Below are 12194 nucleotides of genomic sequence, written 5' to 3'. Positions count from 1 at the left end.
CGGCGAGTTTCGGGCATGTCGGCGGGGGCCACCTCGCCGTAGCAAGATCGGGGCCAGGCAGAAGGTGTCAGACGGCCCGGCGCGAGGCCAGGCCGAACAGCGCGAGGACGAGCACACACATCGCCAGCAGCAGCCACTGCTGATGGTCGCTCCAGCGCTGGGCCTCGGCGAGGACGTCGACCGGGCGAGCGGCCACGACGTCGACGCGGGCCCACAGGCGGTCGAGGTGCGGCACGAGCAGCAGGCGGTGGGCGAGGGCGGCGGCGGTGAGGACGAGGGCGATGGTGGTGCCGGCCCGGGAGGCGATCCACCGCGGGGTGGCGAGCGCGAGCACGACGCTGGCGGCGACCACGAGCTCGGCGAGGCGCTGGCCGAGGGGGGCCGCGAGGGCGCGCGCGAGGTTGGCGTCGAGCAGCGGCGAGGCCGACAGCGTCGGGATTGCGACGAAGTAACCGACGACGATCGCGCCGAGCAGAAGGGCGGCAACGGCGAAGCCGATCAGGGCAGCGGGTCTCACGACCGCGGCCTATGCCATGGTCTGCGCGCGCGGCCAAGTTTGCGGCGCGACGACCGGGGCGGTGGGCTACAGTCGCGCGGTGCAGCGGCGGGGCTTTCTCCAGCAGCTCGGCGGGGCGGCGGTCACCGGGCTCGGCAGCGTCCTCGGGTCTCGCGCGGCCGCAGCCGCCGGGCCGGGCAATCACATGTCCTCGGGGACAGGCGACGCGGAGCGCGTGCTCGGCGAGGGCCGCTCGCGCTACAACCACGTGCGCGTGGTCGAGCGCGGCTCGGTGCGGACGATGCTGTTCATCGGCGACGACGGCACGCAGTTCATCGAGACCCGCATCGACGCGGCGCACCGACGCAGCCTCGACCTCGACGTCTTCCGCACCATGCTGGCCGGCTTCGTCGTCCATCCCGAGCCGCGGCGGATCCTCGTGCTCGGCCTCGGCGGCGGCGCGCTGCCCGGTTACTTCTACGAGCGCATGCCCGGGCTCGAGCTCGACGCCGTCGACATCGACCCCGAGGTGGTGCGCCTGGCCCAGGCGTTCTTCGGCGTGCCCACGGCAGATCCCCGCTACCGCGTCCACGTCGCCGACGCGCGGCTGTTCCTGCAGCGCGCGCCGGCGGCCGAGCGCTGGGACATGATCGTGCTCGACGCGTTCCGCGGGGTCCAGGTGCCGCCCCACCTCAAGACCGCCGAGTTCCACGGCGAGGTCCTGGGGCGCCTCGCCGCCGGCGGGGTCGCGGTCGCCAACCTCCACAACGGCACGCGCATGTACCCGCACGACCGCGAGACGATCGCCGCGGTCTACCCGAGCTGCTACGGCTTCCTCAGCGAGGCCGGCAATCAAACCACTCTGGTCGCCAGCGCCGCCAGGACCCGCGTCGGCCCCTACGAGCTCCGCGCCAACGCCCGCCGGGCCCAGCCGCGCTTCGACGACGTCGACCTGCTCGGCCTGTGCGCCCGCTACTACGTCCGCCGCGACTGGGAGCGCGCCCAGGTGCTGCGCGACGACTTCCCCGCCGACAGCCTGGCCGCCGCCGCCGAGCGCAACAACGGCTCGTGCCTGCGCGGCTGCACCTACCGCTAGGCGCCGCCTACCGCCGGGCCGGCGCTCGGGCTATGGTCTGGCCGTGACCGACGCCTCGCCCTCGCTCTCGCGCCGCGGCCTCTTGCTCCTCGGCGGCGGCAGCCTGGCCTTCGGGGCAGCCACGCTGGCGCGCCCGGCCGCGGCGGCCGAGACGGTGCTCGCCGAGGCCGTCTCCCGCTACAACCGGATCCGCGTGGCCGAGAGCGGCAGCGTCCGCACCATGTACTTCGTCGGCGACGACGGCACCCAGTTCATCGAGTCGCGCCACGACCGCTCGCGCCCGCAGAGCCTCGATCTCGACTACACGCGGACGATGATGGCCGGCTTCCTGCTGCAGCCGCGCCCGCGCCGGCTGCTGATGCTCGGCCTCGGCGGCGGCGGCATGAGCAACTACTTGAAGGCCCGCTTCCCCGAGCTCGAGATCGACGCGGTCGACATCGACCCGGAGGTGGTGCGCCTGGCCCAGGAGTTCTTCGCCGTGCCGAAGGACGACCCGTCCTATCGGGTCCACGTCGCCGACGCGCGGCTGTTCGTCGAGCGCGCGGCCGCGGATGTGCGCTGGGACATGATCATGCTCGACGCGTTCCGCGGGGTGTTCGTGCCCTACCACCTCAAGACCGAGGAGTTCTACCGGGCCTGCCTGGCCCGCCTGGCGCCCGACGGGGTGGTGGTCGCCAACCTCCACAACGTCACCCGCATGTACCCGCACGACCGCGAGACCACCTCGGCCGTGTTCCCCCAGCGCTACAGCTTCGTCAGCGAGACCGGCAACCAGACCACGCTGGTCGCCTCGGCCGGCCGCGAGCGCGTCGGCACCTACCAGATCCGCAGCAACGCCCGCGCGGTCCAGCCGCAGTTCGACGCCGACATGCTCGGCCTCGCCGCCCGCTACTACGTGCGCCGCGACTGGGAAGACGCGGTCGAGGTGCTCAAGGACGACTTCAAGCCGGCGGAGCTCGGGGCGGCGGCCGACCGGCACAACCAGACCTGCGTGAAGAACTGCCGCTACGGGCTGTGAAGGGACCACCATGAGCACACCGACCCTCCGCTGGCTGCAGATCCACCAGTACGAGCAGTTCGAGCCAGCCCGCATCGATTTCTCTCGAAGCGAAAATTTGATCCTCGGGCTCAACGGGGCCGGGAAGACGCAGCTTCTGAAATTGATCCGGGCGGTCCTCCATCTGGATTTCGGTGAGTTTTTGCGTCAACCCTTCGATGTCGAGTTCGAGCTCTCTACCCATGGAGTAGGGGAGGATGCGGCGGCGATCGTCGTCCGAGGCCACGTCTTCAACGCGATCCATCTGCCGCGCTTTCAGAATTCGGAAGACTTACTCAAGAAGCTGGATAAGGCTGCAGAAGAGAGTGACACGCTTGGAGCGACGGTCCATTTCGAGAGCGACGGGGGAGGGTTCTCGCTCGTGCTCGCAGGGGACACCATACGTTACCAGGCGGACGACGGCAGCTTTGTCGAAGAGTACGCATATCGCGATCGCGGCGAACTCAAGCCCCGGAAATTGGTGACCGCCCAAGGTCCCAGCCTGAAGCAGATGACGGGGTCGCTCCTCCCGGTGTGTGAGGCGTGCTTCGTTGGCGAGTCCGACCGCGAATTCGAAGTGCTCACCAACTCCCTCGAATTCAGCTTCGGTCGTTACTTCGATCCCAAGCACCTGGCCACGTTCACCGGATTCGGCGACGGTACCGGCCGGATGTGGTGGCATGACGTCGTGCGACTGCTCGTTCGGGCATGGTCATCCCGCGAGAACCGTTGGCTAAATGGGGTCGATCTAGCGATACCCGTTGAGCTTCTCGACAAGTGGCAGGCGCCTCTTCGGATCCGAAAAATCACTCTTCACCCGCAAGTCGTTCGTGAAGCCGTGCGAGATGGAGAGCCAGAGTTCGAGTGCAGGGGCCTCGGACTTCGTGTTGACCTGGGCGCCGGGACGCGAGTGGCACACTCAGGGCTGACGTTCGGACAGAGGCGCTACCTGTACGCCGGCCTTGTCTCGCTACCCCGTCCAGGAATCCCCATCGTCTGCGACGAGATCGACAACGGGATGCATCCAAGGTTGGTGAGGAACCTCCTCGAGTTATGGGACGCTCGACAGCTGTTCCTGGCGAGCCACAACCATCTCGTCATCGACTCGACGAACTTCTGGAGCCCCCAGGATATTAGCGAGAAGATCCACATCATCCGTCGCCGAGGAGACGGCCGACAGGTCGTCAACACCTTCGACGAGGCGATGGCGCGCGAGCTCTACAAAAACATCGAGGTCGGCCTCCAGAGTCCCAGTGATGTGCTCGAGGCGGAGGGGCTGTGGTGAGCGAGCCGGCGATCCGCTTCGTGCTCTACTCCGAGGACCGCGCGGGTGATGCGTTGCAGACTCTGGAGCATCTGCTCCGGGGCATGCTCAAGCATATGGAGCCGGCGTTGAAGTCGAACCACGTGTTGGTCGAGCCTGTCTTGCCCGCGCAGGAACGCGTCTCGGGCAGCTATTGGAAGTCATACGATGCTCAGAGACTGCGGCGACTCCTCGTCGGCGCTGTGGCGCGAGCTCTTGCGCTCGGGAAAATCGTGTTTTTCCACGTCGATGCAGACGCGGTATGGTCGGGCGGCTGGCGCGGTTGCGAACATCTTAGCGAGCACTGGCCTCGGTTCTGCGCGGACGTCTTGCGACTCCTCCAGGCAAGCAAGTCGGCGACTGGCCCTGGCGATCTGACCGAGCTGGAGCGGGTCTTGATCCTCGCCATGCCGTTCTATGAGCTGGAGAGTTGGGCGTTCACCAACTTCGGACATCTCGGCAAGATCGTCACCGAACTGACAGACAACGTGACGCTGGTGAGGTGGCAGACCACGGCGGGGTGCCTCGACGAGATCGCAGACATCAAGGATGAGCTCAAGATCGGCGGCACTCGCAACCTCGAACTCGTGCAGCTTAAGAATGGCTTTCCGGTCGCGGCGCTCGTCCAAGCACGTAAGTCCTACTTCGCCACGATGGCCCGACTCCGCAGCTCTGAAGTCGTTCGTCGTGGCTTGGCAGACGCTGCGAGTCGCCCCTACTGACCGCCTCACCGGCGCGGGCCGAACAGCTTGCGGCGCGGGCCCTCGGGCGTCGAGCGGCGCAGCTGGATCGCGTGGATCTGCCGCTTCGCGTCGATGCTGTCGGGCTCCAGCTCGAGCACCTGATTAAAATGCAGCAGCGCCTGTTCGTCGTCACCGGACCCGAGGGACAGCAGGCCCAGGTCGTAGTGGGCGCGGACGCAGCGCGGCTGGCGGGCCAGGACCTCGAACAGGGCCGCGCGGGTGGCGTCGCGGACCGGCGCCTTGTCGGCGGCCAGCTGGTACTCGCACCACGCGATCGCGGCGCGGACCTCGAGCTCGTCGGGGTTGAGGGCCGCGGCCTTGCGGTAGCGCTCGAGCGCGCGGTCGAAGTTGCCGGCGCGCAGCAGCTTGTCGCCCTCGCGGACCACCACCTCGCTCTCGAGCACCGCCTGCGCGCTCGGGCCCGCGGTCGCGCGCGGGGCCGGCTGCCCGCCGCGCAGCAGCGCCGCGATCTGCTCGCGCTGGGCGTCGTCGGAAAGCCGCTGGTAGGCCTCGCTGAGCGCGGCGAACACCGCCTGCGAGCGCTCGCGCAGGTGGCCGAGGCCCTGGTGCGGCAGGCTGTCGGGGTGAAAGCGCCGGCTCAGCACATGCCAGGCGGCGCGGACCTGGGCCCGGTCGGCGGTGGCCGCCAGGCCGAGCAGGTCGAACGCGTTGGCCCCGCCGGCGATCGCCGCTTCGAGCCGCTCGAGCTCGCCGGCGAACTCGGCCGCGCGCAGGCTGTCGCGCCCCGCCGGCTTGCTGTTCTTGAGGACAGGTATCGAAGAACCTGTCGCTTCGGGCAGGATGGCGTTCGGCCCGGTCGCCTGGTCGGGCGGTGCGTTGGCCGACTTCAACATCTGACAGGCCCACAGCGTGTAGACCACCGCGGCGACGCGGGCCTCGGGCTGACCGGACAGGCGGGCGACGTCGGTGACGTAGAGGTTGCCGGGGCGCAGGGCGTCGACGATCGCCTCGTCGCCCTTGGCGAAGTGGAACTGGGTCCGGTAGCGGTCGAACGACGAGCGCAGGCGCAGCGGGCCGTCGAGCAGGAGGCCCATCTCGGCGGCGATCCGGCGTGGGTCGAAGTGGGCGACCACGCCGGCGTGGATGAGCTCGAGGGTGTTGACCTGGGTCGGCTGCGAGGCGTCGGTCTCGGCGGCGGCGGCGTCGCCGGCGACGATCTGGGCCGAGCCGGCGCGCAGGGCGAACAGGTGGACCACCTTGCGGGCGCACTGGACGCGCAGCGCCTTGCGGAGCTGGCCGCCGGTGACGAGGCGGCGGCGCACGAGGTAATGGCCGAAACGCTCGCGCGGGGCCCCTGGCTGGGCCAGGCGGGCCAGTTCGGCCATCGCGCGGTCCCGCTCGGCCGGCTCGATGAGCCCGAGATCGACGAGCACCTGGCCGATCGAGTCGTGCGGGCTGGAAAAGTCGGTGAAGATCGGCATCCCGCCCTGAAACCACACCCGACGCGCGCCGACGTCGGCGCTGCGGCCGGGCGCGTCCGGGGCCGCCGGCGTGAGGCTGATCGTGCCGGTGAAGCGGCGGTGCAGCAGCGCGAACATGAGCCGGGGCAGGCTCATCCTGGCCAGGTCGACGACCTGCGGGTCGGCGCTCGGCGGGGCCGTCTCCATGGCTTCGATGCTAGCACTTCGGCGCGCCGGCCTGCTACGTTTGGCCTCGCATGAGCATCAGCTTCATGGTCGGCCCGCACCGGGTCCGCTTCGCCGGCAAGACCGACATCGGCCTGGTCCGCGCCCACAACGAAGACAGCCTGCTGATCCCGCGCGAGATGGCCCTCGCCGTCGTGTCCGACGGCATGGGTGGCCACGCCGCCGGCGACGTCGCCAGCCGGATCACCGTCGAGACCATCGACCAGCACTACCGCGACACCGCCCGCAGCGGCCAGAACACCTGGCCGTTCAAGCTGCCCTCGCTCGAGATCGAGAAGCAGCGCATGAGCGTCGCCATCCAGCTCGCCAACTCCAACATCTTCCAGACGGCCGCCGTCGACGGCAGCAAGAAGGGCATGGGCTGCACCGTCGACGCCATCTACTTCAACCAGGGCCGGTTCTTCATCGGCCACGTCGGCGACAGCCGGGTCTACCGGATCCGCGAGGGGCGGATCCAGATGCTCACCGAGGACCACTCGCTGCTCAATGACTACCTGCGCATGAAGGAATTGAGCGGCGACGAAGGGGTCCACTTCCCCCAGAAGAACGTGGTGGTCCGCGCCCTCGGCCTCGCCGACCAGGTCAACGTCGACGTCATCGCCGACGCCTTCAAGGTCGGCGACGTGTACCTGCTGTGCAGCGACGGCCTCAGCGGCATGCTCGACGACCCAGTCCTGCTCGAGATCATCACCGCCCGCGACAGCCTCGATACCAGCTGCAACGAGCTGATCAAGGCCGCCAACGACGCCGGCGGCGGCGACAACATCACCGCGATCCTCTGCCGCATCGAGAAGCCCTGAGACGGGCGTCGCTCACACCAGCGCGGCGACCTTCTCGGCCAGCGCGAGCGCGGCGGTCAGCCCGGGCGACTCGATGCCGACCAGGTGCACGCAGCCGGGGCTCGTGAACACCGCGAAGTCGCGCTCGGCCGGTTCGTCGGGGCCGCGCAGCTTGGGGCGGATCCCACAACCCTCGTAGCTCAGCTGGTCCTCGCCGATCGGGCCGAGCAGAGCGCACGCGGCGCGATGAAACGCCGCGAGCTTGTGGGCCGCGGGGCCGAAGTCGTCGCGCGCCTCGACGTACGTGACGTCAGGTCCGAGTCGGTACGCGCCCGCGAGGTCGAGCGTGAGGTGCACGCCAAGACCGGCGGCGCCGCGCGCTCGCACCGGGTAGATCAGGTGGCGGTAGCGCACGGGCGTGCGCAGGCGGAAGTAATCCCCGCGGCACGGGTGAATCCGCGGCGACGCGGCCCCGAGCAGCGCCGCCAGCTCGTCGGCGTGCAGCCCGGCGGCGTTGACGATCCGCCCCGCCACCACCGGCCCGCGCGTGGTCCGCAGCGTCACCGCGGCGCCGGCGATCTCGGCCCCGTCGACCCGCGCGTGCACGCCGAACACCGCCCCGTGCGCCTCGGCCTCGGCGCGCAGCGAGCCGCACAGCCCGTGGACATCGACGATCCCCGTGTTCGGGCACCACAGCGCCGCCCGCACGCCCGGCAACCCGGGTTCACGCGCCCGCACCGCGCCCGCGCCGACGAGCACACAATCCCGCGCCCCGGCCGCGCTCGTATTGTCCGCCAGCGCCTGCAACGCGGCCTCTTCTTCGCTGCTGCGGGCGACCACCAGCTTGCCGAGGCGCGCGTGGTCGACCCGATGACGCGCGCACCAGCTGTACAAAAGTTCCTGTCCTCGCAGACATGTCTCGGCCTTGAGCGAAGCCGGCGGGTAGTAGAGCCCCGAGTGGATGACGCCGCTGTTGCGGCTCGACACCCCGGTGCCTTCCCGGGCTTCGCGCTCGAGCACGAGCACCTCGCGGCCTTGGCGGGCGAGCGTCGCAGCGACCGCGCAGCCGACCACGCCGGCGCCGACGACGACGACGTCGACCTGGTCCACCCCGGTCACGCGCGAACCTTAGCAGCCGCGGTCGCCTGCGACACCGCGTCGCTTGCCTGGCGCGGCCGCGAGGTTTAAAACCCCCACGGGGACCCCGCTATGGCCGAGATGCATATCAAGAGCCACACGTTCAGGACCGACGGCGACTGGGAGACCATCGACACGTTGTGGTACAGCCCGTTCTTTTATTGGCAGCGCAACGGCCTGCGCGTGACGCCGCCGGTGCCCCTGCGGATCGTCGTCTTCAACAAGGTCGTCGAAGAGTCCAACGAGGGCTGGATCAACCAGGGCGGCGCCAGTGCGATGTTCTTGCAGCGGATCCAGGCCCGGGGTCAGAAGGGCCAGACGATCCGCGTCGAGGTCGGTGACGAGATCACCGAAGAGGACCGACCGACCCGCTGACCGGGTCGGACGGCGGGGCGCCGCTCAGCGCTTGGCGGCGGCGCCTTCCTGCTCCTGGAACCAGGTCAGGGCCTCGAGCATCGCGTTGTTGCCGGTGATGTCGCTGAGCTCGACCTTGACGCCCTTGTCGCTGAAGAACAGGTCGTTGGCGACCAGCGGGTTGCGGCGCTGGGCGATAAAGAGGATCGGATCGCCGCCGCGGGTGTAGCCGAGCTGGACGATCGCGTTGGGCAGCCAGCGGCCGTTGTCGCCGAACTTGAACTCGCGGGTCAGCCGGTAAAAGCCCTCGTGCGGCAGCTTGACGAGCGACGAGCCCCAGCCGTAGTCGACCTTCGGGACCTTCACCCCGGGCATCTGGAAGCGCCACTGATTGTGGATGTTCTGCACCGGAAGCAGGACCGAGGCGGGCGCGAACTCGGCGTCGGTCCGGATCAGGATGAGCAGGTTGGGGGCGACGGTCGCCTCGTGCTCGGGCAGGAACTTCGTGGTCTTGAAGATCCCCGGTTGGTACTGGAAGGCCATGGCGCGGGGAACACTACAGAAGACGGCCGGGCCAGGAAAGTCGAAAATCCCGCGCCGCGCGACGTCGCCGGCCGGCGCGCGCGAGGGTGCTCCAGGTCACGCCCGGGTCTCCCCGGGCAGGCGGCGCCCATCGGGCGCCGGTCGGCCGTGAATTGTCAGCGGCCCGCCCGCGTGTCCGCGGTTGTCACCCGGAGCCCCGGTTGTGCTACCAATGCCCGGCCGCCGTGTCAGATTCCGTCATTGTCATCAACGCCGATGGACCCGAGACGCGGGTCGCTCTCATCGAACAGGGGATCCTCTCCGAGTACTACGTCGAGCGCGAGCGCGAGCGCGGCACGGTCGGTAACGTGTACAAGGGCAAGGTCCTGCGCGTGCTCCCGGGCATGCAGGCCGCGTTCGTCGACATCGGCGAGGAGAAGGCCGCGTTCTTGTACGCCGGTGACATCGCCGCGCCGGGCGGTCAGGGCGAGAAGGAAGCCGCCCTGCGCGCCCTCGGCGGCGACGACGACGACGACGTCGCGCCGCGCCGCACCGGTCGCCACGGCGACATCACCGAGCTGGTGCGCCCCGGCCAGGAGATCCTGGTCCAGGTCGTGAAGGATCCGATCTCGAGCAAGGGCGCGCGGATCACCACGTACATCTCGCTGCCCGGGCGCAACGTCGTGTTCATGCCGACGGTGAGCCACATCGGGATCTCGCGCCGGATCGCCGGCGACCGCGAGCGCCGTCGCCTGCGCCGCCTGATCGACCAGATGCGCCCCGCGGGCTCGGGCTTCATCGTCCGCACCGTCGCCGAGTCGGCCAGCAACAACCAGGTCCGCGCCGACATGGATTACCTCCTGCGCCTGTGGGAGAACATCCAGTTCAACGAGCGCCACCAGCGCGCGCCGGCGCTGCTCTACCGCGACCTCAACCTCATGCTCCGGGTCGTGCGCGACAACCTGACGCCCGAGTTCAAGAAGGTCATCGTCGACGACCGCATCGCCCACGACAAGGCGGTCCGGTTCATCGGCGCGTTCATGCCCGAGCTGGTCGACCGCGTCGAGCTCTACACCGGCCGCGAGCCGATCTTCGACGGCTACGGCATCGAGCTCGAGATCAACCGCGCGCTCGAGCGCAAGGTCCAGCTCAAGAGCGGCGGCTCGCTGGTGTTCGACCAGGGCGAGGCGCTGACGGCGATCGACGTCAACACCGGCAAGTTCGTCGGCGCCAAGGGCAAGACGCTCGAGGAGACGATCACGCAGACCAACCTCGAGGCGGCGGAGGAGCTGGCCGACCAGCTGCGCCTGCGCAACCTCGGCGGCCTGGTCATCATCGACTTCATCGACATGGACAAGGAGTCGAACCGGCGCAAGGTCTACCGCAAGCTGCAGGAGGTCCTCCGCCGCGACCGCGCCAAGGCGCACATCACCAAGATCTCGGAGATGGGCCTGGTCGAGATGAGCCGCAAGCGGACCAAGGAGTCGCTGCTGCGGCTGTTGACGGCCCCTTGCGAGGTCTGCAACGGTAAGGGCTACACCAAGAGCCCGTCCACGATGTGCTACGAGATCTTGCGCGAGGTCCGGCGCGAAGGGCCGCACCTCGTCGGCGACACCATCGTCGTCCAGGCCGCGCCCGCGGTGGCCGATCTGATGAACGGTCCCGAGGTCGCCGCGATCGACAACATGGTCAAGCGGCTGCAGAAGGGCATCGACATCCAGGGCCGCAAGGACTTCCACATCGAGCACTTCGAGATCCGCACCAAGAACAAGGGCGGCAACCGCAGCAACAACAGCAACGCGGCCGACTGAGCGAGAAGGAGCGACCCATGGCGAAAGCGATGGAACGGCGACGGGGCGAGCGCTACACGGTGAACGCCGAGTTCGCCGAGCTCGAGCCTGGCAGCATCTCCTTCGTCAGCAACCTGAGCGAGCAGGGCGTGTTCATCAACACGCGCGCGCGCCTGCCGGTCGGCGCCGCGATCGACCTCCGCTTCACGATCTTGCTCGACGACCCGGTCGTCATCAGCGGCACCGGCCGCGTCGTCCATCAGCAGGACGAGCCGCGCGGCATGGGCGTGGCGTTCCACAACCTCAGCGCCGAGATGACCTTGCGGGTCATCGACGCGATCGCCTGGCATCGCACGCGCGAGGCCTCACGCTCCGCCGAGCCGGGCTTCCGCACGCGCGAGCTCACCGCGGAGGAGATGGCGCAGCTCGAAGAGGGCGACGAGATGGCCGGCGAGTCGGTCACGAGCCTCAGCGCCTCCGCGGTGCTCGCCGAGGACAGCCTTCCCGCAGCCGCTCGCAGCGGCCTCGCTCGCCGCGGCCGCGAGGACTCGCTGCGCGCCAGCCTCGACGAGTCGCACCAGTCGCTCCCGCCCCCGCCGCGCTTCGGCGCCTCGGCCCCGGTCCCGGCAGCCCGCAAGCCGCCGCCGCCGCCGCCCAAGGACGACGATTACGAGGACTTCTAGGCGCGGCCGCCCCCCGCGCGCGGCCGCCCGTCTTGCGAGCGAGGCGATTTTCACTATCGTGAGCGGGTGAGCATCACTCGCCGCTTCTTCGACCTCGCGCGGGCCAACATCACCGACTTCTCCCAGGCTTTCCGCAAGGGCGACCCACTCGAGGGGCTCAGCGAGGATGAGCGCCGCGTCATCGACGACGAGGTCGAGAAGGACACCGTCGGCACCAAGGCCGGCAAGCGCGCCCGCCTGGTCCGCGACGCCGCCGAGGATATGTGGGACCGGGCCTTCGAGGCCAGCCAGCGCGCCGCTGGCAACAACCCGCCGCGCCAGCGCAGCTCCGAGGCCGACCGCCTGCGCTGGTACCGGACCCTCGAGCTCGAGCCCGGCGCCCCGCTCGAGGACATCCGCAAGTCCTACCGGCGCCTGCTGAAGCAGTACCACCCCGACCGCTTCGCCAAGGACCCGGAGAAGTACAAGGTCGCGACCGAGGTCACGCGCAACATCACGGGCGCCTACGACGGCCTGACCACGCTGCTCGAGCAGCAGGGCTGAGCCGCGCGGCAAAAAGTCCGCGCGGCGCTGCGCGGTTTTTGCGGT

Annotated in this window: 13 protein-coding genes; 9 read left to right on the top strand and 4 right to left on the bottom strand. The window is 69.4% G+C overall.

The features are described 5' to 3' along the window. Nucleotides 1–67: 67 nt before the first annotated feature. Nucleotides 68–517, bottom strand: a complete 450-nt coding sequence (locus POL25_RS13970) for a DUF4149 domain-containing protein (protein ID WP_272086488.1) — start codon at nt 515–517, stop codon at nt 68–70. 79 nt (nt 518–596) lie between these two features. On the opposite strand from POL25_RS13970, the gene POL25_RS13965 reads away from it, so the two are divergent. Genes POL25_RS13965 through POL25_RS13950 form a run of 4 tightly spaced genes read left to right on the top strand, consistent with a single transcriptional unit; the run spans nt 597 to nt 4653 of the window. Continuing rightward, the gene (locus POL25_RS13965; RefSeq protein ID WP_272086487.1) at nt 597–1592 is read left to right on the top strand and encodes a spermidine synthase; all 996 of its coding nucleotides are present in this window, start codon (nt 597–599) and stop codon (nt 1590–1592) included. A 43-nt stretch (nt 1593–1635) separates the two neighbouring features. Beyond that, nucleotides 1636–2610 carry a spermidine synthase gene (locus POL25_RS13960; protein ID WP_272086486.1) on the top strand — a complete coding sequence of 325 codons (975 nt, stop codon included), beginning with the start codon at nt 1636–1638 and terminating at the stop codon, nt 2608–2610. A 10-nt stretch (nt 2611–2620) separates the two neighbouring features. After that, nucleotides 2621–3913 carry an AAA family ATPase gene (locus POL25_RS13955; RefSeq protein ID WP_272086485.1) on the top strand — a complete coding sequence of 431 codons (1293 nt, stop codon included), beginning with the start codon at nt 2621–2623 and terminating at the stop codon, nt 3911–3913. Then, nucleotides 3910–4653 (top strand): hypothetical protein, encoded by a 744-nt coding sequence (locus POL25_RS13950; RefSeq protein ID WP_272086484.1) that lies wholly within the window; start codon nt 3910–3912, stop codon nt 4651–4653. Before POL25_RS13955 ends, POL25_RS13950 begins: the two co-directional genes overlap by 4 nt. 5 nt (nt 4654–4658) lie before the next feature. Here POL25_RS13950 and POL25_RS13945 read toward each other — a convergent pair whose 3' ends face one another. Further along, nucleotides 4659–6302: a DUF4388 domain-containing protein gene (locus tag POL25_RS13945; protein WP_272086483.1), complete on the bottom strand. Its 1644-nt coding sequence runs from the start codon at nt 6300–6302 to the stop codon at nt 4659–4661. A 50-nt stretch (nt 6303–6352) separates the two neighbouring features. Here POL25_RS13945 and POL25_RS13940 point away from each other — a divergent pair, with 50 nt between their 5' ends. After that, entirely contained in the window at nt 6353–7141 is a 789-nt protein-coding gene (locus tag POL25_RS13940; protein ID WP_272086482.1) for a Stp1/IreP family PP2C-type Ser/Thr phosphatase, read from the top strand. A 12-nt stretch (nt 7142–7153) separates the two neighbouring features. On the opposite strand, the gene POL25_RS13935 is transcribed toward POL25_RS13940, so the two are convergent. After that, nucleotides 7154–8239 (bottom strand): NAD(P)/FAD-dependent oxidoreductase, encoded by a 1086-nt coding sequence (locus tag POL25_RS13935; protein WP_272086481.1) that lies wholly within the window; start codon nt 8237–8239, stop codon nt 7154–7156. 90 nt (nt 8240–8329) lie between these two features. Here POL25_RS13935 and POL25_RS13930 point away from each other — a divergent pair, with 90 nt between their 5' ends. After that, nucleotides 8330–8632 (top strand): hypothetical protein, encoded by a 303-nt coding sequence (locus POL25_RS13930; RefSeq protein ID WP_272086480.1) that lies wholly within the window; start codon nt 8330–8332, stop codon nt 8630–8632. A 24-nt stretch (nt 8633–8656) separates the two neighbouring features. Here the strand turns inward: POL25_RS13930 and POL25_RS13925 are convergent, their stop codons facing one another. Then, nucleotides 8657–9154 carry a hypothetical protein gene (locus POL25_RS13925; RefSeq protein ID WP_272086479.1) on the bottom strand — a complete coding sequence of 166 codons (498 nt, stop codon included), beginning with the start codon at nt 9152–9154 and terminating at the stop codon, nt 8657–8659. 224 nt (nt 9155–9378) lie between these two features. Between POL25_RS13925 and POL25_RS13920 the strand changes: the two genes are divergently transcribed. The 3 genes from POL25_RS13920 to POL25_RS44305 all read left to right on the top strand — a co-directional run bounded on the left by POL25_RS13920 (nt 9379) and on the right by POL25_RS44305 (nt 12149). Next, nucleotides 9379–10944: an Rne/Rng family ribonuclease gene (locus tag POL25_RS13920; protein WP_272086478.1), complete on the top strand. Its 1566-nt coding sequence runs from the start codon at nt 9379–9381 to the stop codon at nt 10942–10944. A 29-nt stretch (nt 10945–10973) separates the two neighbouring features. Next, the gene (locus POL25_RS13915; RefSeq protein WP_272086477.1) at nt 10974–11606 is read left to right on the top strand and encodes a PilZ domain-containing protein; all 633 of its coding nucleotides are present in this window, start codon (nt 10974–10976) and stop codon (nt 11604–11606) included. Nucleotides 11607–11672: 66 nt separating this feature from the next. Further along, nucleotides 11673–12149, top strand: coding sequence for a J domain-containing protein (locus POL25_RS44305; protein WP_272086476.1), 477 nt, complete (start codon nt 11673–11675; stop codon nt 12147–12149). The last annotated feature ends 45 nt before the right edge of the window (nt 12150–12194 follow it).

The organism is Nannocystis bainbridge, assembly GCF_028368995.1.
In the GTDB taxonomy this organism is placed as follows: domain Bacteria; phylum Myxococcota_A; class Polyangia; order Nannocystales; family Nannocystaceae; genus Nannocystis; species Nannocystis bainbridge.
Note: the sequence above shows the minus strand (reverse complement) of the source record. Positions and strands in the feature narration are given on the sequence as shown.

Excerpts from the sequence above, each read along its gene's own strand:
- POL25_RS13955 (WP_272086485.1), top strand. The coding sequence starts at position 2,621 with ATGAGCACACCGACCCTCCGCTGGCTGCAGATCCACCAGTACGAGCAG.
- POL25_RS13945 (WP_272086483.1), bottom strand. The coding sequence starts at position 6,302 with ATGGAGACGGCCCCGCCGAGCGCCGACCCGCAGGTCGTCGACCTGGCC.
- POL25_RS13940 (WP_272086482.1), top strand. The coding sequence starts at position 6,353 with ATGAGCATCAGCTTCATGGTCGGCCCGCACCGGGTCCGCTTCGCCGGC.
- POL25_RS13930 (WP_272086480.1), top strand. The coding sequence starts at position 8,330 with ATGGCCGAGATGCATATCAAGAGCCACACGTTCAGGACCGACGGCGAC.
- POL25_RS13925 (WP_272086479.1), bottom strand. The coding sequence starts at position 9,154 with ATGGCCTTCCAGTACCAACCGGGGATCTTCAAGACCACGAAGTTCCTG.
- POL25_RS13915 (WP_272086477.1), top strand. The coding sequence starts at position 10,974 with ATGGAACGGCGACGGGGCGAGCGCTACACGGTGAACGCCGAGTTCGCC.